Below are 18,366 nucleotides of genomic sequence, written 5' to 3'. Positions count from 1 at the left end.
GATCATCACGATAGCCGGGAGGCGGATCGGCGTACGATCTTGATCGAGTGCTTCAGGGTCGGCTTGCGTGTGACGCTAATCGCCCTTTGGGTCACGGTATCGATGGTGATATTCCAAAAACCACTGCTCGGCACGGTGATTTTGGCCGGGAACGTGTCGAAAGCACCACCATGATAGGAATGACGACCGCCATTCTTGAAGCTGCGAAAGTTCGCATCACTCATCAGACGGATATTGCAGGTTTGCGAGCATTCAATAACGACCAGATCGTCTTCGTTGAGGTGCTCGCGCTGGTGTATGAACTTCATCAGGCGCTCCACGCGTGTTTTCAGGGCGATAGCATGACTCACCAGCCGTCGGACAGCAAAGCCTGTGACTTCTCCAAGCCCAGATAGCTCGCCAATATGCGCTGCCAGCTACCGTCGCTGCGCATTTGCACAAAAGCATCGCTCATCCGCTGACGCAAGGCCTCAGCGCCATCGAACTTGAGACTGGCAGCGATATGACTGCGTGTCTGGCTGAGTGGCTTGCCGAATAGCAGAGGCGCCTCGTACCCCAGCTCACGCCACAGATACAGCGCACGCAGGTCGATCTCGAACCAGGCGACCACGCGGCCGCTGTGCAGCAGTTGCGCGGCCTGCTGCGGATCAGTGACTTCGACGACCCGTTGCCCCGAGGTACGGATGGCATTGATATCGTTGGCTCTCGGCGTACCGCCCATAACCGCTACCGGGCCAGCCTTCAGCGCCTCAGCCAGGCTGTTGTAAGGATGATCGACGCTAGCCAGCACGTAGGGAGTAGGCAGCACATCGAGCAACCAGGCGAAATCACCCTCACGCTCGGCGGTACGCCCCAGATTCAGCACGATGCCATGCTCATCATCGCTCGCGTCGCTCAAGACTCGACGCCAAGGCACGCTGCGAAACACGCATTGTTGGTCGGTGCGCACGCACAGCTCACGCATCAGATCGCCAAACAGCCCCGCCCGCGCAGCCACGCCGTCGGCAAACGGCATCTGCCCCTGGCCGACATAAATATTCAGCGGCTCGGCCTGCACGCGGCTTGCGCAGCCCAAAACGCCGGCCAGTAATAGCGCATAGCCAGCCCGACGACTGCAGGCCATGAGATCACTTATTTGCACACGCGAACCTCAATCCGATACCCGCCGCAGTGTGCATCAGGCGTAGGCAAACGCCAATCAACCCAATGCCGTATCCAAGAACATCATCACAGCAAAGCCACCCATCAGGCCTAAAGTCGCCGGTGTTTGGTGGCCGTTGCGATGGGTTTCCGGAATGATTTCATGAGAAACCACGAACAGCATAGCGCCCGCCGCCAAACCCAAACCGACGGGATAAGCGAGCGCATAGCTGCTGGACATGCCGACGCCAACCAATGCGCCCAGCGGCTCCATCAGGCCGCTGGCGACGGCAATCAGCGCCGCATGCAACGCGGATAGACCAGTAGTGCGCAGCGCCAGAGCGACGGCAAGTCCTTCGGGGATATCCTGGATGGCGATGGCGGTCGCCAGGGGTATACCCACTTTCATGTCATCACCGGCGAAACCAACGCCAACAGCCATGCCTTCCGGCAGGTTATGCAAGGTGATGGCGAACACGAACAGCCATACCCTGCTCAGTCGCTCGCTTTGCGGCCCAAGCGGCCCGGTACTCTCGTGCTCATGCGGGGTGAAATGGTCGAGCCCCAACATCAGCAGAACGCCAAGTGCCAAACCCACCACCACCGTCGCTGCGCCCAACATACTGCTGCCGGTGATATTTTCAGCAGCCTCCAAACCCGGAATGATCAACGAGAAGGAGCTAGCGGCGAGCATCATGCCGGCGGCAAAACCGAGCAGGCTGTCCTGGGTCTTTACGCTGATGGTGCCAAGCACCAGGGCTGCCAATGCCCCCACTGCCGTTGCCGCGAACCCAGCACCACCACCATACAGGGCATAGCGTATACGCTCCGGGTGACCATCTTCGAACACATTGAAAAGGCTGCTTATAAGCAGCCAGAGCACCACCAGCAATGCGACCCCGAGCCCAGCGGCGACCCAGGGTGATGCTCGCGCCTGGGTAAGCCAAGCCTGCAGAAAACTGGTGGGCTGTGGAAGCGTTTGCATGTAACCCCTCTGATTGAATGGAGTGAAGACGTTGAACACCTGCTTGATAGCTGCGACAGCCCGATGATCCAGAGCGTTTCATCTTAACCTTACGTACCGATCGTCCACCTCATCGGTCATGACGCTATCCGAAGATGAGGGTGAGCGTATGCTTGCGCTTCGAGTCGCACTGGGTTGCCCAGCGTCAGTTCTGAGTAACGGGTAAACCAATCGAAGGCCTTTAGCATCTCGGTTGGTACCGATAAAGAACAGGCCCCAACTGATCTTCAAGCTCTTGTTTTACCAGGCTACTGCGAACCGTTCCTGAATAGAGCACAGCGCTGGCGAGGCATTCATGATGACTTTGAAGGTTTCTTTACCCGTCTCGACCAGCGCAGTTATGCATGCGCGCTCGCTTAGCACTAAAAGTTCTTTTCATATATTAAAACTTCACTTTTGCGCATAAACCCGAACTGGTATCTTCCCTCGGCTCCGCCTGGAGTGCGCGGCCGTGCGCGCAGATTTGCTGTAACAGGTCATCGAGAACGTTGCGAGCGACGGCTAGCCAGGAACGGAGTCAGTAAACGAGCGATTAACCGTTTCAACACTGACTTCCACACCGCACAGCTGCGCGCAGTAGCCTTTCACCGATCTGGCAAGCAGCCTGATAACAGGATTCTCCATGTACGTATACGACCAGTACGACCAACAAATCGTCGAGGACCGCGTCAAGCAGTTCCGCGATCAAACCCGCCGGTATCTCAGTGGCGAGCTGAGCGGTGAAGAATTCCGTCCGTTGCGCCTGCAGAACGGTCTGTACATTCAGCGTTTCGCGCCCATGCTGCGCGTCGCCGTGCCTTACGGCCTGCTGTCGTCCACGCAGGTACGCAAGCTGGCGCAAATCGCCCGCGATTACGACAAAGGCTATGCCCACATCAGCACCCGCCAGAACGTCCAGTTCAACTGGCCAGAGCTGGAAGACGTGCCAGAGATTCTCGCCGAGCTGGCCACCGTGCAAATGCACGCGATCCAGACCAGCGGCAACTGCATCCGCAACACCACCACCGACCAGTTCGCCGGTGTTGCCAAGGACGAACTGATCGATCCGCGCCCGTGGTGCGAAATCATCCGTCAGTGGTCGACCTTCCATCCCGAGTTCAGCCACCTGCCGCGCAAGTTCAAAATTGCCGTCAATGGCTCTGCCGGTGACCGTGCGGCCATCGAAGTGCATGACATCGGCCTGGAAGCGGTCAACAACGAAGCCGGCGAACTGGGTTTCCGCGTCGCCGTTGGTGGTGGCCTGGGCCGTACGCCAATCGTTGGCAGCTTCATCAATGAATTCCTGCCGTGGAAGCACCTGCTCTCCTACCTCGACGCCATTCTGCGTGTGTACAACCGCTATGGCCGTCGTGACAACAAGTACAAGGCACGCATCAAGATTCTGGTCAAGGCGTTGACCCCTGAAGTGTTCGCCGAGCGGGTAAACGCCGAGTGGGCGCACCTGAAGGACGGCCCGACCACCCTGACCGATGAAGAGGTGGCGCGTGTCGCTGCGCACTTCGTCGACCCGGCCTACCAGGCGCTGCAGGATCAGGACGCCCTCCTCGTCAGCCACGACGCCGAGCACCCAGGCTTTGCCCGCTGGCGTGAGCGCAACACCTTCGCCCACAAGAAGCCGGGTTATGTCGCCGTGACGCTGTCGCTCAAACCCACTGGCGTAGCGCCGGGTGACGTGACCGACAAGCAGCTCGAAGCCATCGCCGACCTCGCCGACCGTTACAGCTTCGGTGAAGTGCGCAACAGCCACAACCAGAACATCATCCTCGCCGACGTTGAGCAGGAGCAGCTGTTCACCCTGTGGGGCGAGCTGCGCGAGCAGGGCTTCGCCACGCCGAACGTGGGCCTGCTGACAGACATCATCTGCTGCCCGGGTGGCGACTTCTGCTCCCTGGCCAACGCCAAGTCGATTCCGGTCGCCGAAGCCATCCAGCGTCGTTTCGACAACCTCGACTATCTGTTCGACATCGGCAACATCGACCTGAACATCTCTGGTTGCATGAATGCCTGCGGCCACCACCACGTGGGCCACATCGGCATTCTCGGCGTGGACAAGAAGGGCCAGGAGTTCTACCAGGTCTCCCTTGGTGGCAGCGCCGGTCGTGACGCCAGCCTGGCGCAGATTCTCGGCCCGTCCTTCGCTCAGGATGACATGCCGGACGTGATCGACAAGATCGTCAACGTCTATGTCGAACAACGTACCGAAGAAGAGAGTTTCCTCGACACCTTCCGCCGTATCGGTGTCGCCCCGTTCAAGGAGCGCGTATATGCAGCGAATCATTAAGAACGGCCAGATCGTCGACGAAAGCTGGCACCTGCTGCCGAAGGAAACCACCTTCGAAGAGTTGTCCAACTGCGACGACCTGATCGTCCCGCTGGCGCTCTGGCTGGAGCATGGCAACGCGCTGAAAGCCCGCGACGGCGGTTTGGGCGTGTGGCTGGATGCCGAGGAAGAAATCGAGTCCATCGTTGACGCGCTGGACGACTTTCAGCTCATCGCGCTGAACTTCCCGGCCTTCACCGACGGCCGCCACTCCTCCTCCGCTTATCTGCTGCGCACCCGCTACGGCTTCAAGGGCGAGCTGCGCGCCATTGGCGATGTGCTGCGTGACCAGCTGTGGGCGCTCAAGCGTTGCGGCTTCGATGCTTTCGCCCTGCGCGAAGACAAGGATCCTGAAGACGCGCTGAAAGCCTTCGAGGAGTTCGCCGAGGTGTATCAAGCCTCCAGCGACCAGCCGGTGCCTCTGTTCAGGCGCCGCGCCTGAAACCAAAAGCCCCGCCAATTGGCGGGGCTTTTTTCTGCACGCGGACTTCCTGCTATCGGTCGACTTCGCCGAACTGCTCGGCAAGCTCATCGATCCGCTCGGGTATCTGTGGCTGTCTGGAGAGGATGAAGGCTTTCTGGTTGCCCACCAGGGTTTCAAGAAGGTAGAGCTTGTCACCCACATCGACGCCCAGTTCCTGCAACGCCTCATCGGGCAGTCGTATGGCACCGTCGCCATCCCAATCCTCGATTGTAACCGCCATCGTATCCATGGTTTCTCCTGTATCGATGAATCGAGTGGGCGGCATCGTTACACCCTCTTTAAGGTGGCACAAGGCCTGCGACCGTTGAGGACTTTACCCTGAACCTAACCCGCATCAGGTCATTCGATACCCATAGGCCTACCAAGGTCATGGGCATCGAGCCACAGCAACTACTAAAATCGCTCGATAGCCCTCGTCTACAACCAGCTGCGCACAACCGATGCGTGGCAACCCTGATGAGGATAAAGCAAATGGCTTCGCGCAAAACCTCCACCCCGAAATCCTCTGCCGCCGACAGTGCCTATCTAAAGAGCGATAGCGCCGCTGCTGCGGCCCCGCCGGCCGGCACCGGCAATGCCGTCATCGAACAGAAACGCGCGACCGGCGATACCGTCGACGCCATGCCGCACAACGCCAACAAGGCCGACGAATACGGCGAGGCCTCCAGCAAGCCACGCCAGGGTGCTACGGTCGGCTGCCCCTTCAGTGTGGGTGCCAGCACCGTCAGCGAGACCAATACCAACGACAAGACCGGTGACGCACCCGAGCAAGGCGTCAACGCCGCCAGTGGCCACTTGCCGAGAGTCAGGGCCGACAGCGGTGGCCAGGGCATGACCACCAACCTCGGCGTGCCCATCGCCGACAATCAGAGCTCGCTCAAGGCAGGGCTGCGTGGCCCGGCTTTGCTGAAGGACTTCATCCTGCGTGAGAAGATCACCCATTTCGACCATGAGCGGATTCCGGAGCGCATCGTCCACGCCCGCGGTTCGGCAGCCCATGGCTACTTCGAGAGCTACGATTCGCTGCAGGATCTGACCTGCGCGTCGCTGTTCGCCGAAGCAGGCAAGCAGACTCCGGTCTTCGTGCGTTTCTCCACCGTGGCCGGCGAGCGTGGTTCCAAGGACACCGCTCGCGATGCCCGTGGTTTCGCGGTGAAGTTCTATACCGATCAAGGCAACTGGGATCTGGTGGGCAACAACATCCCGGTGTTCTTCATTCAGGACGCCATGAAGTTTCCCGATCTGGTTCATGCGGTCAAACCCGAGCCCCACCACGGCATGCCGCAGGCGGCTTCCGCCCATGACACCTTCTGGGATTTCATCTCGCTGATGCCGGAGTCGGCGCACATGATCATGTGGGTCATGTCCGATCGCGGCATCCCGCGCAGCTACCGGATGATGCAGGGCTTTGGCGTGCACAGCTTCCGCTTCGTCACCGCAGCCGGGGAATCGAACTTCGTCAAATTCCACTGGAGCCCGAAGCTGGGCACCCACTCCCACGTGTGGGACGAGGCCGTGAAGATTTCCGGTGCCGACCCGGACTTCCACCGCCGTGATCTGTGGGAAGCCATCGAGGCCGGCGAGTACCCGGAATGGGAGCTGGGTGTACAAGTGATCTCCGAGGCCGAGGCGGAATCCTTCAGCTTCGACATTCTCGACTCGACCAAGCTGATTCCCGAAGAACTGGTACCGGTGCGCCCGATCGGGCGCATGGTGCTCAACCGCAATCCGGACAACTTCTTCGCCGAAACCGAGCAGGTGGCCTTCTGTACCGCTCATGTGGTGCCGGGTATCGACTTCAGCAACGACCCGCTGCTGGCCGGGCGCATCCACTCCTACGTGGATACCCAGATCACGCGCCTGGGTGGTGCCAACTTCCAGGAGTTGCCGATCAACGCCCCGGTGGTACCGGTTCACAACAATCAGCGCGACGGAATGCATCGCCAGACCATCCACCGTGGTCGGGTCGCCTACGAGCCGAACTCCCTGGCTGGTGGCTGCCCATTCCAGAACGGCGAGATGGGTTTCGTCCCCTTCCCCGAGCCGGTTCATGGCGACGAAGTGCGTGGCAAGCCGGAGAAGTTCGCCGAGCACTACAACCAGGCCACCCTGTTCTTCAATAGCCAGGCAGCCCATGAGCAGCAGCACATCATCGATGCGCTGCGGTTCGAATTGAGCAAGGTGACAGTGCCCGGCATCCGTAATCGCACCCTGGCGATGCTGCGCAATATCTCGGAAACGCTGGCCCAGGGCGTCGCCGATGGTCTCGGCATGCCATTGCCGGAGCCGCTGCCAAAGGCCAATCCGCAGCCCATAGCGGCCGAAATCGATGACTCTCCTGCCCTGTCGCTGCTGGCACGACCAGGCGATGGCGGCATTCGCACCCGTCAGGTGGCGATTCTGCTGGCTGCTGGTGTCGATGCCACTTCGCTGCAAGCGGTGTCTAGCGCTTTGCAGGCCGAAGGTGCGGTGGTGCGCTTGGTTGGTCCACGGGTCGGCCCGTTCACCGCCGCCGATGGCAGCGTGATCGAAGCCGACTGCTCGCTGGAAAACCAGCCAGCGCCACTCTTCGATGCGCTGGTGGTACCTGACGGTCAGGATGCCAGCAACACGCTGCAGGCCGATGGGCGTGCGCTGGAGTTCGTGCGTGACAGCTTCCGCCACGGCAAGAGCATTCTCGCCATCGGTGCCGGCACGCAGTTGCTGGAGAAGGCCGATGTGCCACTGCAGGCCGCCCCTGCGGGGGTCTACGACGGCAGCAGTGCGGATCAGGCGCTCATCGATCAACTGATCGCCGGCATTGCCCAGCATCGCCATCCATCGCGCGAGACCAATCCACCGCAAGTCTGATACCCGCAACATCTGAGCCCGGCACCCGCCGGGCTTTTTTCGCCTGATCAACGGTATGGATCGATGAGAGACAGGCCGTGGTGGCAGCTGAAATGAAAACGCCCGGCGCAAGCACCGGGCGTTTCGTTGAGCCAGCCGGCGACGTCAATCCAGCCTGACCAATACCCGCCCGACCTGACCACCGTGCAGAATTCGCTCGATCGCCTCCGGCAACTGCGCCAACCCCACTTCGTTGACCAGATCATCGAGGTTCGGCAGCTTCCACTGCAGCGACAGCTTGTCCCACATCGACGCCTTGACCACCAGCGGCAGCTCGACTGAGTCGACACCCAGCAGATTCACGCCACGCAGGATGAACGGCAGCACGCTGGCCTGGAATTCGACCCCGGCCGTCAAACCGCAGCAGGCGACACTGCCGCCGTATTGGGTGGCCTTGAGCACGTTGAAAAGGATGTCGCCCCCCACCGTATCCACCGCACCGCTCCACTGCTCACGCAGCAGTGGCCGATCGGCACCGGCCTGCAGTTCGAGACGCGGGATCACCTGCGTGGCACCGAGGCGGGTCAACAGTTCGCTTTCCTGCGCCTTGCCGGTCGCCGCCGTTACCTGATAGCCCAGCTTGCTCAGTAACATCACCGTGATGCTGCCAACACCACCTGTGGCGCCAGTCACCAGCACCGAACCGTCATCCGGGGCTAGCCCGGCACGCTCTAGCTTGTCGACGCACAGAGCTGCCGTCAGGCCTGCGGTACCGAGAATCATTGCCTCACGCAGCGACAGGCCCTGGGGCCGCTTGATCGCCCAGCCGGCCGGAATACGGATGTATTGGCCAAAACCGCCAGCGGTATTCATGCCGAGGTCGTAGCCGGTGACGATCACCTCGTCGCCCTCGTTGAATTCGGCCGCGCTGGAATGTTCCACCACGCCAGCGGCATCGATGCCAGGGGTATGCGGGTAGTGACGGCTTACACCCCGCTGCCCACTGGCCGACAGCGCATCCTTGAAGTTGAGAGAAGAATACTGAACGCGGATCAGCAGCTCGCCCGCAGGCAAGTCGATGACATCGCGTTCGACCACTTGCTGAGTGAACGTGCCACCTACGTCAGGGGCTGCCTGTAGAGCGAAAAAACTCGTCATCCGAACCTCCTCATCCGCCTTGGCGGAAGGTGCTGGTTACCAGAAGCGTTGCTGGCCGAGACGGCCAAGCCAGGTCAGTGCGAAGCGATCCAGCGCCACACTGGCCGCCAGGCCGACACGCTCCTGCAGGGATTTTTTCTGCACGAAGTGCAGTTGGAACAGATCGGCGTCGCGGGCACGCTCGGCCAGATACTCGTCACTGGTTTTCAGCTCATCGACCAGCTGTTTCTCCAGTGCAGCCATGCCCAGCCAGACTTCGCCGGTGGCAATTTCGTCGATCTCGAGCTGCGGGCGATAGCGGGCCACGAAATTCTTGAACAGCTCGTGGGTGGTTTCCAGGTCTTCCTGAAACTTCTCCCGGCCCTTTTCGGTGTTTTCGCCGAACACCGTGAGGGTGCGTTTGTACTCGCCGGCGGTCAGCACCTCGAAGTCGATATCGTGCTTCTTCAGCAGGCGATTGACGTTCGGCAGTTGGGCGACCACGCCGATGGAACCGAGGATGGCGAACGGCGCGGAAATGATCTTCTCGCCGATGCAGGCCATCATATAGCCGCCGCTGGCCGCGACCTTGTCGATACACACCGTTAGCGGCACGCCGGCTTGGCGAATACGCGCCAGTTGCGAGGAGGCCAGCCCATAGCTGTGCACCATGCCGCCGCCACTTTCCAGACGCAGCACGACCTCATCCTGAGGCGTGGCCAGGCTCAGCAGTGCGGTGATTTCATGACGCAGGCCATCGGTCGCCGAGGCCTTGATGTCGCCATCGAAATCCAGCACGTAAACCCGGGACTTCTGCTGCGGCTTCTTCTTGGCCAGCTTGGCCGACTTGGCTTCCTCTTTGCTCAGGGCCTTGAGTTGATCCTTGTCCAGGATCGACTGCTCCAGGCGCTGACGCAGTGCCTTGTAGAAATCGTTGAGTTTGACCACCTGCAGTTGGCCGCCGCCACGACGGCCGCGGCTACGCACCGCAACCAGGGCGACCAGTACGACGATGAAAGCCACCACCAGCGTGACTGTCTTGGCCAGAAACCCCGCGTAATCAGCAAGAAACTCCACACACTTCCCCTATATCCAATCGATGGCCTCTCGCAGAGGCCTTGCGTTGCCCAAGCATACCGGCGCCACCTGGGCACGGCCAGACAGGTTCATGGCTTTCAGCGGATGCACGACACAGGAATTCAAACAAACGTATGAATTTTCGTTGACAGCCTCCGGCCACCCTCCTACCCTCGGCAAACATTCAAGATTCCCGGGTTACAGCGGACGTGGGCAGCATCTACCTGATTCGACATGGCCAGGCTTCGTTCGGTGCAGAGGATTACGACGTTCTATCGCCCTTGGGCGAGCAGCAGTCCAGCCTGCTTGGCAGCCACCTGGCGCAAGGCGGGCTACGCCTCGATCGGGCGATCAGCGGCAGCCTGTTGCGTCAGGCCCATACCGGCCGCCTGGTACTCGAACAACTGGAGCAGGCCCCTGCGCTGGAAACTGACCCGGCATTCAACGAGTTCGACGCCGAAGGCGTTATCCGCGCCCTGCTCCCGGCGCTGTTGCCCGAAGAACCGAAAGCCATCGAAATAATGCGTAATGCGGCGCACAACCGCGCCGAGTTTCAGCGTTTGTTCGTGCGTCTGCTGGAAACCTGGATAGGCGGCGATTACGACGTCCCGGGGCTGCAGAGCTGGCAGGCTTTTGTCGACCAGGTTGACGACGGCTTGCAGCGCCTGCTCGGCAGTGCAACATCCAGAGAGAAAGTCGCCGTATTCACCTCCGGCGGCACCATCACCGCGTTGCTGCACCTGCTGACCGGTATGCCGGTCGCCAGCGCCTTCGCAATGAACTGGCAAATCGTCAACACCTCGCTAAGCTGCCTGAAGTTTCAGGGCGAGCGGGTGACCCTGGCTTCGTTCAACAGCCTCGCCCATCTGCAGCTGTTGAATACACCGTCGCTCATCACCTATCGCTGAGCCTCGGTCAACGTACCCGTGAGGGTGCAGAACAACCCGAAAACAAAGGAAACCACCATGAGCGTCGCAGACATCGTCCAAACCATGCAGGCCAAGTTCAACCCCAGCGCCGCCGAAGGCCTGGATCTGGTCTTCCAGTTCAATATCGAAGATGCCGATAACCACTACCTGATCGTCAAGGACGGCACCTGCGACGTCAAACAGGGCGACAGCCCGGATGCCAGCGTCACCCTGATCATGGACAAGGAGACCTTCAAGGGCATCACCACCGGTGAAACCGACGGCATGCAAGCATTCATGGCTGGCAAGCTGCGCGCCGAAGGCGACATGATGCTGGCCCTCAAGCTGAGCGAACTGTTCCCGGTCTGAGACCAGCGTTCGACAGCCAAAACCGGAGTCTTGTGATTCCGGTTTTTTTTCGCCTGCCGGCGGCGTATCAGCGGCCTTGATCCGCTGCCAACAGCCATATAGATAAGCGGATGATGTGCTTGTGGCGCTGCCTTGGGCTGATTAGATTGGCCAGATCATCACCGCCAACGACAACTAAAAGGGATAGGGATGACACTCACCGACCGATCCAGCGCCATCCGCCAGGGCGAGGAACTCGACGCCACGGCCATCGATGCCTACCTCAAGGCTCATGTCGCCGGCCTGAGCGGCGAGCCGCAGATCAGCCAGTTTCCGGGCGGGGCCTCGAACCTCACCTACCTGCTGTGCTATGCCGATCAGGAGTTGGTGCTGCGTCGCCCGCCGTTTGGCAGCAAGGCGAAGTCCGCCCATGACATGGGCCGCGAATTCCGCATCCTCAACCAGTTGCGCGACGCCTTCCCCTATTGCCCGCAGGCCTTCGTGCACTGCACCGACCAGGCTGTCATCGGCGCAGAGTTCTACGTGATGGAGCGCGTCGAGGGCATCATCCTGCGTGCCGATCTGCCTGCCGAGCTGGGGTTCACGCCTGCGCAGACCACCTCGCTGTGCAAGAGCTTCATCGATCGCCTGGTGGAACTCCATCAGGTCGATTACGCCGCCTGCGGCCTGGCCGATCTTGGCAGGCCGGACGGCTATGTGGTGCGGCAGATCAGTGGCTGGAGCGAGCGCTACGATAACGCCCGCACACCCGACGCCCCGCTCTGGCGAGAGGTCAGGAACTGGCTGCAGGAGAAGATGCCGGCCGACCACCCGCAACCGGCAATCGTGCACAACGACTACCGCTTCGACAATGTGATCCTCGATCCGCAGGATCCCATGCGCATCATCGGCGTGCTCGACTGGGAGCTCACCACCCTGGGCGACCCGCTGATGGATCTGGGCAACACCCTGGCCTACTGGATCGAGGCGGATGATCCACCTGCCGTGCAGATGATGCGCCGCCAGCCGAGCAATGCCCCCGGCATGCTGACTCGCCAGGCCTTCGTCGACTACTACGCGCAACGCTCCGGCATCGAGATCGAGCGCTTCGACTTCTATTACATCTACGGCCTGTTCCGCCTCGCCGGAATCGTCCAGCAGATCTATTACCGCTACTACCACGGTCAGACCGCCGACAAGCGTTTCGCCTCCTTCGTGCAGATGAACGCATTGCTGGAACATATGGCCCTTGGGGTCATCGCTCGCTCGTCACTTTGACGTCACCCATTACGAGAGGCTCATATGTCCAAGACCCAGTTGTTCGACCTCGATGGCAAGATTGCCTTCGTATCCGGTGCCAGCCGCGGGATCGGTGAAGCGATCGCCCATCTGCTGGCCCAGCAAGGCGCCCAGGTGATCGTCGCCAGCCGCAAGCTGGACGACTGTCAGACGGTGGCGGATGCCATCATTGCCAAAGGTGGCAAGGCGGTGGCGATGGCTTGTCACATTGGCGAAATGGAGCAGATCCAGGCGGTATTCGCACAAATTCGCGAGCGCTTCGGCCGCCTCGACATTCTGGTCAACAACGCCGCCACCAACCCGCAGTTCTGCAACGTGTTGGATACCGATCTCGGCGCCTTCCAGAAGACCGTCGACGTGAATATCCGCGGCTATTACTTCATGTCCATCGAAGGCGGCAAGCTGATGAAGGAAGGTGGCGGCGGCAGCATCATCAACGTGGCGTCGATAAACGGCGTATCGCCGGGTGAGTTCCAGGGCATCTACTCGGTGACCAAGGCCGCAGTGATCAGCATGACCAAGGTGTTCGCCAAGGAGTGCGCGCAGTTTGGCATCCGTTGCAATGCCCTGCTCCCGGGCCTCACCGATACCCGCTTCGCCTCGGCGCTGACCAAGAACGAAGCGATCCTCAACTTCGCCCTGCAGCGCATTCCGCTCAAGCGCGTGGCCGACCCGAGCGAAATGGCCGGCGCGGTGCTCTACCTGGCCAGTGACGCGTCGAGTTACACCACCGGCGTGTCGCTGAATGTCGACGGTGGCTTCCTGTCCTGAAGCTGGATGCCTTACTGCCAGTCCTGCAGCGCTTGGTGGGCGGCCTGGTTCATCGGCTGGGCCAGCAACCCGGTAGGCGTCAGGCTGATGTTGAACACCGCCCCGTCGGCCATCGGTAGATAGGTCACGCGGCGGGCCTGGGCATCGAACATGAACAGGTCGTGCTGCCCCACACGCAGCCAGCGCCACAGGTCGACGCCATAAAGGCTTTGGGTCAGTTCCACCTGGGTGTAGCGAGCCTGGCTCTGTTGCTCGATGGCCAGGAAGCGGCTGTTGAGCTTCTCCAACCGATAGCCCGGCTCCAATCCAATCAAGGCGGCCAAGCCCTTCCATTGCAGCAGGCGCGCATCCAGTTGCCACAGGTCGCCTTCAAGGTTGACGCTGCGCTGGGCACCGCCCTCGGTGATATCGACCTGATAAACGTTACCCGCGCGATGGAAGCTCAGAGTCAGCAGCGGCTTGTCCGCCGGCCAGGGGTCGTAACGACTGAGGTCATAGGCCACCAGCCCGACCAGCACCGCGACAGCCAGAAAGATCAGGCCGCAGGTGCCGCGCAGCCAGGCCAGAAACCAACGCCCGCCAAACAGGATACGAACTGCGACGAAGACCACCAGCAGCGCCAGTAGGGCTGTTGCCCAGGCAAGACCGTTGTACTGCATGGAATCAATTCCTTGTGCGTGAAAATGTCGGCATTATGCGCAGCGCATTCGCATGCGAATAGCGCTGACACCGCACAATCGGATACAGGTCGCCTTTTATGTCCTTCCCGTTCGAAATGGCCGTCGATCCCACGACGTTGCTACTGCTCGCCCTGGTTGCCTTCATCGCCGGGTTTATCGACGCCATTGCCGGGGGTGGCGGGCTGCTGACCATTCCCGCCCTGCTCACCACCGGCATGCCGCCGCACCTGGTGCTGGGCACCAGCAAACTCTGCGCAACCTTTGGCTCGGGTACCGCGGGCTACGCCTTCTATAGGCGCAAGTTGTTCACCCCGGCCAAGTGGTACAACGCGATGATCGGCACAGCCATCGGCGCCATTGCCGGTGCCGTACTGGTGCACTGGATACCCGCGGAGTGGATCAACAAGATGCTGCCGGTGGTGGTATTCGCCTGCGGCATCTATCTGCTGTTCGGCAAGACGCCCAGCGCACCGCTGGATGCCGACCTGCCGATCGCCAAAAAACGCCAGTGGCCGCAGAGCCTGACCTTGGGTTTCTACGACGGCGTGGCTGGTCCCGGTACCGGCGCTTTCTGGACGGTCAGCACGCTACTGATGTATCCGCTCGATCTGGTGCGCGCCAGTGGCGTGGCACGCTCGATGAACTTCATCAGTAATGCCTGCGCACTGGTGGTGTTCATCGCGGCGGGTCAGGTGGCTTGGTTGGTGGGGCTGTGCATGGGCTTTTCGCTGATGGGCGGCGCCTTTCTCGGCGCGCGCACAGCGATTGGCGGCGGCTCGAAGTTCATCCGCCCGGTGTTCATTCTGGTGGTTCTGGGCCTGACTACGCGGCTAGTCTGGCAGCACTGGTTCGGCGCGGCCTAAGCGGCGCGCCACATACAGGTCGATCAGGTAACGAGCGATGGATCGGGACGCCGGCAATGGCGGTAGCTCATGTACCGAAAACCACTGCGCGTCTTCGATCTCCGCTTCCTGCCTGACGATCTCACCACCGGCATAATGGGCATGGAAGCCTAGCATCAGCGAGTGCGGAAACGGCCAGTTCTGGCTGCCTTGATACTCGATATCACAGACTTCCACGCCCACCTCTTCGCGCACTTCCCGCGCGACGCACTGCTCCACCGACTCGCCAGGCTCGACGAAACCGGCCAGGGTGCTGTACACGCCGATGACGAAGCGCGGTGAACGAGCCAGCAGCACCTCATCACCACGGGTGACCAACACGATCATGCTCGGCGACAAGCGTGGGTACTGGCGCAGGAGGCAGCGTGGGCAATGCATCGCACGCTCGCCTATTACAGGCTCCATGGCAGTGGCACAGCCGCCACAGAAGCGATTATCACTGGCCCAGGTGCCGATCTGCGCGGCGTAGCCAAGCATCTGGAACAGTTCGGCATCACCTTCGAGCATGACCTGACGCAGGCCCTGCCAGCTGCACCCCGGCAGCTCGGCCTTGTGCTCCAGCTCCAGCAGGTAGAGTGGATCGCCGCGAAAATGCCCGAGGCCATGCTCGGCGATTACCGGCAGACCCTGCTTCTTCAACCAGTCACGGGGAAACAGCAGGCCATTGGTATCGGCCAGAAAATGCTGTCGGTGGTGAGCCAGCACCCAGCCTCCAGGTTGCCCACAATCCAGCAGCTCGGGCAACCAGCTCGGGGTCATCAGGCCGCCACCTCTTGACCCAGGGCGCGCACGCTCTCCGCGGCCAGATCCAGCACGCTCGGCTGTGCCAAACCGTTATCGGCTTCCAGGTAATATTCAAGGCTGCTCAGCGCATCGGCGAGCACTTCCAGGCGCGCATCGGCTGGCATCTGCTCAGCATCGAGCATCTGTGTCTGGATGTAGTCCGCACAGGCGCCGACCAACGCCGCCGCACGTTCCTGGCCAAGAAACCACAAGCCGCCACGAACCGCCTGTAAGCTGAATGGCACGTTGGCCAGGTGCATGCGGTCACCAGACGCCTCGAGGTAGGCGGTGATCGCGCGTTTGGCCAGCGCCAAGCCCGCACGCGCTTCATCCAAGACGACGATCCGTGCTTCGAAAAGCTGATGCTGGGCGAAGGTACAAATCTCGGGTTCCGGGCGTGGCACGCTCACCCGCTCACCACGCTCGAGCGTTGCTACCATGCCTTCGACATAGAGCACGACGTCAGCCAGAACGACTAATTGTTCTGGCTCTGCTGGGGCGCCCTCACACCAGCCATTAACCGTCGGCAATTGGTTTGACAGTGAATTGCCCGCAGAACTGAGACCGACCATGGCCAGCGTCTTGCTCAGTTTGCCCAGCAATGCATGCAGGTTGGTCAAACCCTCCTCCTGCAAAGTGCCGCGTTCGATCAGATCGAGCAAATCCTTGACGCTGGCCAGCTCTTCACGAATGGCCGAGCTGAGCGAACGCATCACCGCCTGTCCGGGCCCGGAGAGTCGCTGATACTCCTCTTCCAGCAGGTGATCGGTGAACGGCAACGGCGTGATGCCAAACAACTCGCGCACCTCACCTGCCAGCGCACCTCGACCACCGGACAGCGCGACCAGATACAGCAATTCCTTGAGCAGGCTGCGCGGCGGTTCGTAGGCACCGTTGACGAGCATCTGTCGTAATTCGCGGTCGATCCGCGAGAACAGCTGCTTGCGCGATTTGCGCGGCAACAGCTGGCCATCGTTCTGCGCTTCGAGGGCTGCCGCACTCAACCAACACAGGCGACCGCGCGGCTCGTTGGCGAACAACCCGTCCAAGCGGCTCATCGCACGCCCCATCAACTTCATGCTGGCGGCAGGATTTTGCTCGCGGATGAAACCGAGCAAACCCACCTGGTACATCTGTCGTAAACGGCGGCCTTCGCTTTCCTTGGCGGCGGCATCCAAGGCCGGTGGCACCATGCGCGGCCGGGCCTGGTCGAGGCGTACGCTGAAGAAAAAGCTTTCCGGTAGTGGTGGCTGCTTGCAGGCCTGGCGCAGATCATTGATCGCCGGCAGCAGCAGTTCGGGCATTTCCTGACGATGCGCGTCCAGGCCTTCGAGATATCGACGCAGTACATGCAGGGCATTGCTCAGCGCCGCCAACTGGGCGTCGCGTTCGGAGCCCACACCGGCGGGAATGTCAGTCGCCTGGTCGAGCACTTCCTGGGCGAGCAGCTCGGCACCGGTGAGTTCGATCAGATTGAGCGTACCGCGCACCTGTTGCAGATTGTCCACGGCCTGCTGCAGCAAGCTGCCGTTATTGCGCTCGACGATGAACTGTTCGAGGCTCGCTTCGGCCTCTTCGATCGTGGCGAACAGTTCGTTGCGAACCAGCCCCAGTGACGATGCTCCAGAAACCATTCGCTATTGTGCCCCCTGCACAGGTATATGAAGCCGCATCAGTCGGCGAACTCCGGGTGCTGCTTGCTCATATGGGCCGCCATGGCCACGCGAAGATCAGCAGACTGCAACATGGCGGCATTCCACGTGGCGACGTATTCGAGTCCGTCGTCGACGCGATGATCGCGCATATAGCGAATCATTTCCTTGGTACCGCTCACGGCAATCGGCGATTTTGCAGCGATCACCCGTGCAATGTCCATGACCCCCGCAAGTAGCGTGTCGGCATCGCTGAACACTCGGTTGACCAGCCCGATTTCCCGCGCCTCGGCGGCGCCGACCGTACGCCCGGTGTAGGCCAGTTCACGGAGCATGCCGTCACCAATGATTCGCGGCAGCCGCTGCAGAGTGCCGACATCGGCGGCCATGCCAATATCGATTTCCTTGATGGCGAACTGGGCATCCTCGGCGCAGTAGCGCATGTCGCACGCCGACACCAGGTCGATCGCGCCACCCAGGCAATAACCCTGAATGGCTGCCAGCACCGGCTTGCTGCATTCATCGACGGCGTTGAACGAGGCCTGCAGCTCGAGAATCTTGCGCCGCAGCGTACGAGCATTGCGACCTGCATCCTTCCCCAACTGAGTGCCGAGCTGCGCCAGCAGGCTGAGGTCGATGCCCGAGGAAAAGTGCTTGCCTGCACCGGACAACACCACAGCGCGCACCTCATCGGTCTCGTCGATCCAGCGGAAGATCTCGATGATTTCCGTCCAGAAGGCGGCATTCATGGCGTTGATCTTGTCAGGACGATTGATCACCACATGGGCGACCTTGTCCAACAGCTCGACACGAAAGGCCTGATACTCGGTCATGGCAGTCATCCTCGGCAGACGGCGCTGGGCGCTCGGTACGTTCAGTATCTAAAAGCGGCTTGTAAGCCCCGCGACGGCAGCTGCTTGAGAACCGCGCAACTATAGCAAGCGGCGCCTGAAAGTCGATCACGCCCGGTGTGACGTACAGCACGCCTCGCCCAAGCCGATGTTCCTGCATG

General features: G+C 61.0%; 18 protein-coding genes. 8 read left to right on the top strand and 10 right to left on the bottom strand.

Going from position 1 to position 18,366, the window contains the following annotated elements; translation table 11 throughout:
- Positions 1-5: 5 nt before the first annotated feature.
- From ACZ3GY_RS06740 to ACZ3GY_RS06730, 3 genes are all read right to left on the bottom strand, one after another.
- Entirely contained in the window at positions 6-308 is a 303-nt protein-coding gene (locus tag ACZ3GY_RS06740; RefSeq protein ID WP_225832191.1) for a DUF1883 domain-containing protein, read from the bottom strand.
- A 38-nt stretch (positions 309-346) separates the two neighbouring features.
- Complete coding sequence (locus ACZ3GY_RS06735; protein WP_465909413.1) at positions 347-1,123, bottom strand: substrate-binding periplasmic protein; 777 nt, start codon at positions 1,121-1,123, stop codon at positions 347-349.
- A gap of 75 nt (positions 1,124-1,198) precedes the next feature.
- Positions 1,199-2,125 carry a ZIP family metal transporter gene (locus ACZ3GY_RS06730; RefSeq protein ID WP_465909411.1) on the bottom strand — a complete coding sequence of 309 codons (927 nt, stop codon included), beginning with the start codon at positions 2,123-2,125 and terminating at the stop codon, positions 1,199-1,201.
- 661 nt (positions 2,126-2,786) lie between these two features.
- Between ACZ3GY_RS06730 and ACZ3GY_RS06725 the strand changes: the two genes are divergently transcribed.
- Together ACZ3GY_RS06725 and ACZ3GY_RS06720 are read left to right on the top strand one after the other, a co-directional pair.
- Positions 2,787-4,445, top strand: coding sequence for a nitrite/sulfite reductase (locus ACZ3GY_RS06725; RefSeq protein ID WP_465909410.1), 1,659 nt, complete (start codon positions 2,787-2,789; stop codon positions 4,443-4,445).
- Positions 4,429-4,926 (top strand): DUF934 domain-containing protein, encoded by a 498-nt coding sequence (locus ACZ3GY_RS06720; RefSeq protein WP_042552602.1) that lies wholly within the window; start codon positions 4,429-4,431, stop codon positions 4,924-4,926. The genes ACZ3GY_RS06725 and ACZ3GY_RS06720 overlap by 17 nt, the downstream gene beginning before the upstream one ends.
- A gap of 52 nt (positions 4,927-4,978) precedes the next feature.
- Here the strand turns inward: ACZ3GY_RS06720 and ACZ3GY_RS06715 are convergent, their stop codons facing one another.
- Positions 4,979-5,197: an AbrB/MazE/SpoVT family DNA-binding domain-containing protein gene (locus ACZ3GY_RS06715; protein ID WP_465909409.1), complete on the bottom strand. Its 219-nt coding sequence runs from the start codon at positions 5,195-5,197 to the stop codon at positions 4,979-4,981.
- 242 nt (positions 5,198-5,439) lie between these two features.
- On the opposite strand from ACZ3GY_RS06715, the gene ACZ3GY_RS06710 reads away from it, so the two are divergent.
- Positions 5,440-7,818 carry a catalase gene (locus tag ACZ3GY_RS06710; RefSeq protein ID WP_465909408.1) on the top strand — a complete coding sequence of 793 codons (2,379 nt, stop codon included), beginning with the start codon at positions 5,440-5,442 and terminating at the stop codon, positions 7,816-7,818.
- Between the two features lie 144 nt (positions 7,819-7,962).
- Here the strand turns inward: ACZ3GY_RS06710 and ACZ3GY_RS06705 are convergent, their stop codons facing one another.
- Positions 7,963-8,955 (bottom strand): YhdH/YhfP family quinone oxidoreductase, encoded by a 993-nt coding sequence (locus ACZ3GY_RS06705; RefSeq protein ID WP_463564943.1) that lies wholly within the window; start codon positions 8,953-8,955, stop codon positions 7,963-7,965.
- 36 nt (positions 8,956-8,991) lie between these two features.
- Complete coding sequence (gene sohB, locus ACZ3GY_RS06700; RefSeq protein ID WP_042552598.1) at positions 8,992-10,011, bottom strand: protease SohB; 1,020 nt, start codon at positions 10,009-10,011, stop codon at positions 8,992-8,994.
- 209 nt (positions 10,012-10,220) lie between these two features.
- On the opposite strand from sohB, the gene ACZ3GY_RS06695 reads away from it, so the two are divergent.
- The 4 genes from ACZ3GY_RS06695 (at position 10,221) to ACZ3GY_RS06680 (ending at position 13,337) form a co-directional block, all read left to right on the top strand.
- The gene (locus ACZ3GY_RS06695) at positions 10,221-10,919 is read left to right on the top strand and encodes a histidine phosphatase family protein (RefSeq protein WP_463564944.1); all 699 of its coding nucleotides are present in this window, start codon (positions 10,221-10,223) and stop codon (positions 10,917-10,919) included.
- Positions 10,920-10,976: 57 nt separating this feature from the next.
- Positions 10,977-11,288: an SCP2 sterol-binding domain-containing protein gene (locus ACZ3GY_RS06690; RefSeq protein WP_463564945.1), complete on the top strand. Its 312-nt coding sequence runs from the start codon at positions 10,977-10,979 to the stop codon at positions 11,286-11,288.
- Positions 11,289-11,477: 189 nt separating this feature from the next.
- Positions 11,478-12,545, top strand: coding sequence for a phosphotransferase family protein (locus tag ACZ3GY_RS06685; protein ID WP_465909407.1), 1,068 nt, complete (start codon positions 11,478-11,480; stop codon positions 12,543-12,545).
- 24 nt (positions 12,546-12,569) lie between these two features.
- Positions 12,570-13,337: an SDR family oxidoreductase gene (locus tag ACZ3GY_RS06680; RefSeq protein ID WP_225832179.1), complete on the top strand. Its 768-nt coding sequence runs from the start codon at positions 12,570-12,572 to the stop codon at positions 13,335-13,337.
- Between the two features lie 11 nt (positions 13,338-13,348).
- On the opposite strand, the gene ACZ3GY_RS06675 is transcribed toward ACZ3GY_RS06680, so the two are convergent.
- The gene (locus ACZ3GY_RS06675; protein ID WP_465909406.1) at positions 13,349-13,996 is read right to left on the bottom strand and encodes a hypothetical protein; all 648 of its coding nucleotides are present in this window, start codon (positions 13,994-13,996) and stop codon (positions 13,349-13,351) included.
- Between the two features lie 98 nt (positions 13,997-14,094).
- On the opposite strand from ACZ3GY_RS06675, the gene ACZ3GY_RS06670 reads away from it, so the two are divergent.
- A complete protein-coding gene (locus ACZ3GY_RS06670) occupies positions 14,095-14,880 on the top strand; it encodes a TSUP family transporter (RefSeq protein WP_465909405.1) in 786 nt (261 codons plus the stop codon).
- On the opposite strand, the gene nudC is transcribed toward ACZ3GY_RS06670, so the two are convergent.
- Genes nudC through ACZ3GY_RS06655 form a run of 3 tightly spaced genes read right to left on the bottom strand, consistent with a single transcriptional unit; the run spans position 14,848 to position 18,187 of the window.
- Positions 14,848-15,678, bottom strand: a complete 831-nt coding sequence (nudC, locus tag ACZ3GY_RS06665) for an NAD(+) diphosphatase (protein WP_225832174.1) — start codon at positions 15,676-15,678, stop codon at positions 14,848-14,850. The genes ACZ3GY_RS06670 and nudC overlap by 33 nt on opposite strands.
- Positions 15,678-17,336: a FimL-related protein gene (locus ACZ3GY_RS06660; RefSeq protein WP_225832172.1), complete on the bottom strand. Its 1,659-nt coding sequence runs from the start codon at positions 17,334-17,336 to the stop codon at positions 15,678-15,680. The genes nudC and ACZ3GY_RS06660 overlap by 1 nt, the downstream gene beginning before the upstream one ends.
- A gap of 38 nt (positions 17,337-17,374) precedes the next feature.
- Entirely contained in the window at positions 17,375-18,187 is an 813-nt protein-coding gene (locus ACZ3GY_RS06655; protein ID WP_225832169.1) for a crotonase/enoyl-CoA hydratase family protein, read from the bottom strand.
- Positions 18,188-18,366 lie beyond the last annotated feature (179 nt).

Source organism: Pseudomonas sp. PME37.24/006, assembly GCF_055556635.1.
Note: the sequence above shows the minus strand (reverse complement) of the source record. Positions and strands in the feature narration are given on the sequence as shown.

What these genes read in the sequence shown, in the direction of transcription:
- ACZ3GY_RS06740 (WP_225832191.1), bottom strand. Translation starts at nt 308, where the DNA reads ATGAAGTTCATACACCAGCGCGAGCACCTCAACGAAGACGATCTGGTC.
- ACZ3GY_RS06735 (WP_465909413.1), bottom strand. Translation starts at nt 1,123, where the DNA reads ATGGCCTGCAGTCGTCGGGCTGGCTATGCGCTATTACTGGCCGGCGTT.
- ACZ3GY_RS06730 (WP_465909411.1), bottom strand. Translation starts at nt 2,125, where the DNA reads ATGCAAACGCTTCCACAGCCCACCAGTTTTCTGCAGGCTTGGCTTACC.
- ACZ3GY_RS06725 (WP_465909410.1), top strand. Translation starts at nt 2,787, where the DNA reads ATGTACGTATACGACCAGTACGACCAACAAATCGTCGAGGACCGCGTC.
- ACZ3GY_RS06720 (WP_042552602.1), top strand. Translation starts at nt 4,429, where the DNA reads ATGCAGCGAATCATTAAGAACGGCCAGATCGTCGACGAAAGCTGGCAC.
- ACZ3GY_RS06715 (WP_465909409.1), bottom strand. Translation starts at nt 5,197, where the DNA reads ATGGATACGATGGCGGTTACAATCGAGGATTGGGATGGCGACGGTGCC.
- ACZ3GY_RS06710 (WP_465909408.1), top strand. Translation starts at nt 5,440, where the DNA reads ATGGCTTCGCGCAAAACCTCCACCCCGAAATCCTCTGCCGCCGACAGT.
- ACZ3GY_RS06705 (WP_463564943.1), bottom strand. Translation starts at nt 8,955, where the DNA reads ATGACGAGTTTTTTCGCTCTACAGGCAGCCCCTGACGTAGGTGGCACG.
- ACZ3GY_RS06690 (WP_463564945.1), top strand. Translation starts at nt 10,977, where the DNA reads ATGAGCGTCGCAGACATCGTCCAAACCATGCAGGCCAAGTTCAACCCC.
- ACZ3GY_RS06685 (WP_465909407.1), top strand. Translation starts at nt 11,478, where the DNA reads ATGACACTCACCGACCGATCCAGCGCCATCCGCCAGGGCGAGGAACTC.
- ACZ3GY_RS06680 (WP_225832179.1), top strand. Translation starts at nt 12,570, where the DNA reads ATGTCCAAGACCCAGTTGTTCGACCTCGATGGCAAGATTGCCTTCGTA.
- ACZ3GY_RS06675 (WP_465909406.1), bottom strand. Translation starts at nt 13,996, where the DNA reads ATGCAGTACAACGGTCTTGCCTGGGCAACAGCCCTACTGGCGCTGCTG.
- ACZ3GY_RS06670 (WP_465909405.1), top strand. Translation starts at nt 14,095, where the DNA reads ATGTCCTTCCCGTTCGAAATGGCCGTCGATCCCACGACGTTGCTACTG.
- nudC (WP_225832174.1), bottom strand. Translation starts at nt 15,678, where the DNA reads ATGACCCCGAGCTGGTTGCCCGAGCTGCTGGATTGTGGGCAACCTGGA.
- ACZ3GY_RS06660 (WP_225832172.1), bottom strand. Translation starts at nt 17,336, where the DNA reads ATGGTTTCTGGAGCATCGTCACTGGGGCTGGTTCGCAACGAACTGTTC.
- ACZ3GY_RS06655 (WP_225832169.1), bottom strand. Translation starts at nt 18,187, where the DNA reads ATGACCGAGTATCAGGCCTTTCGTGTCGAGCTGTTGGACAAGGTCGCC.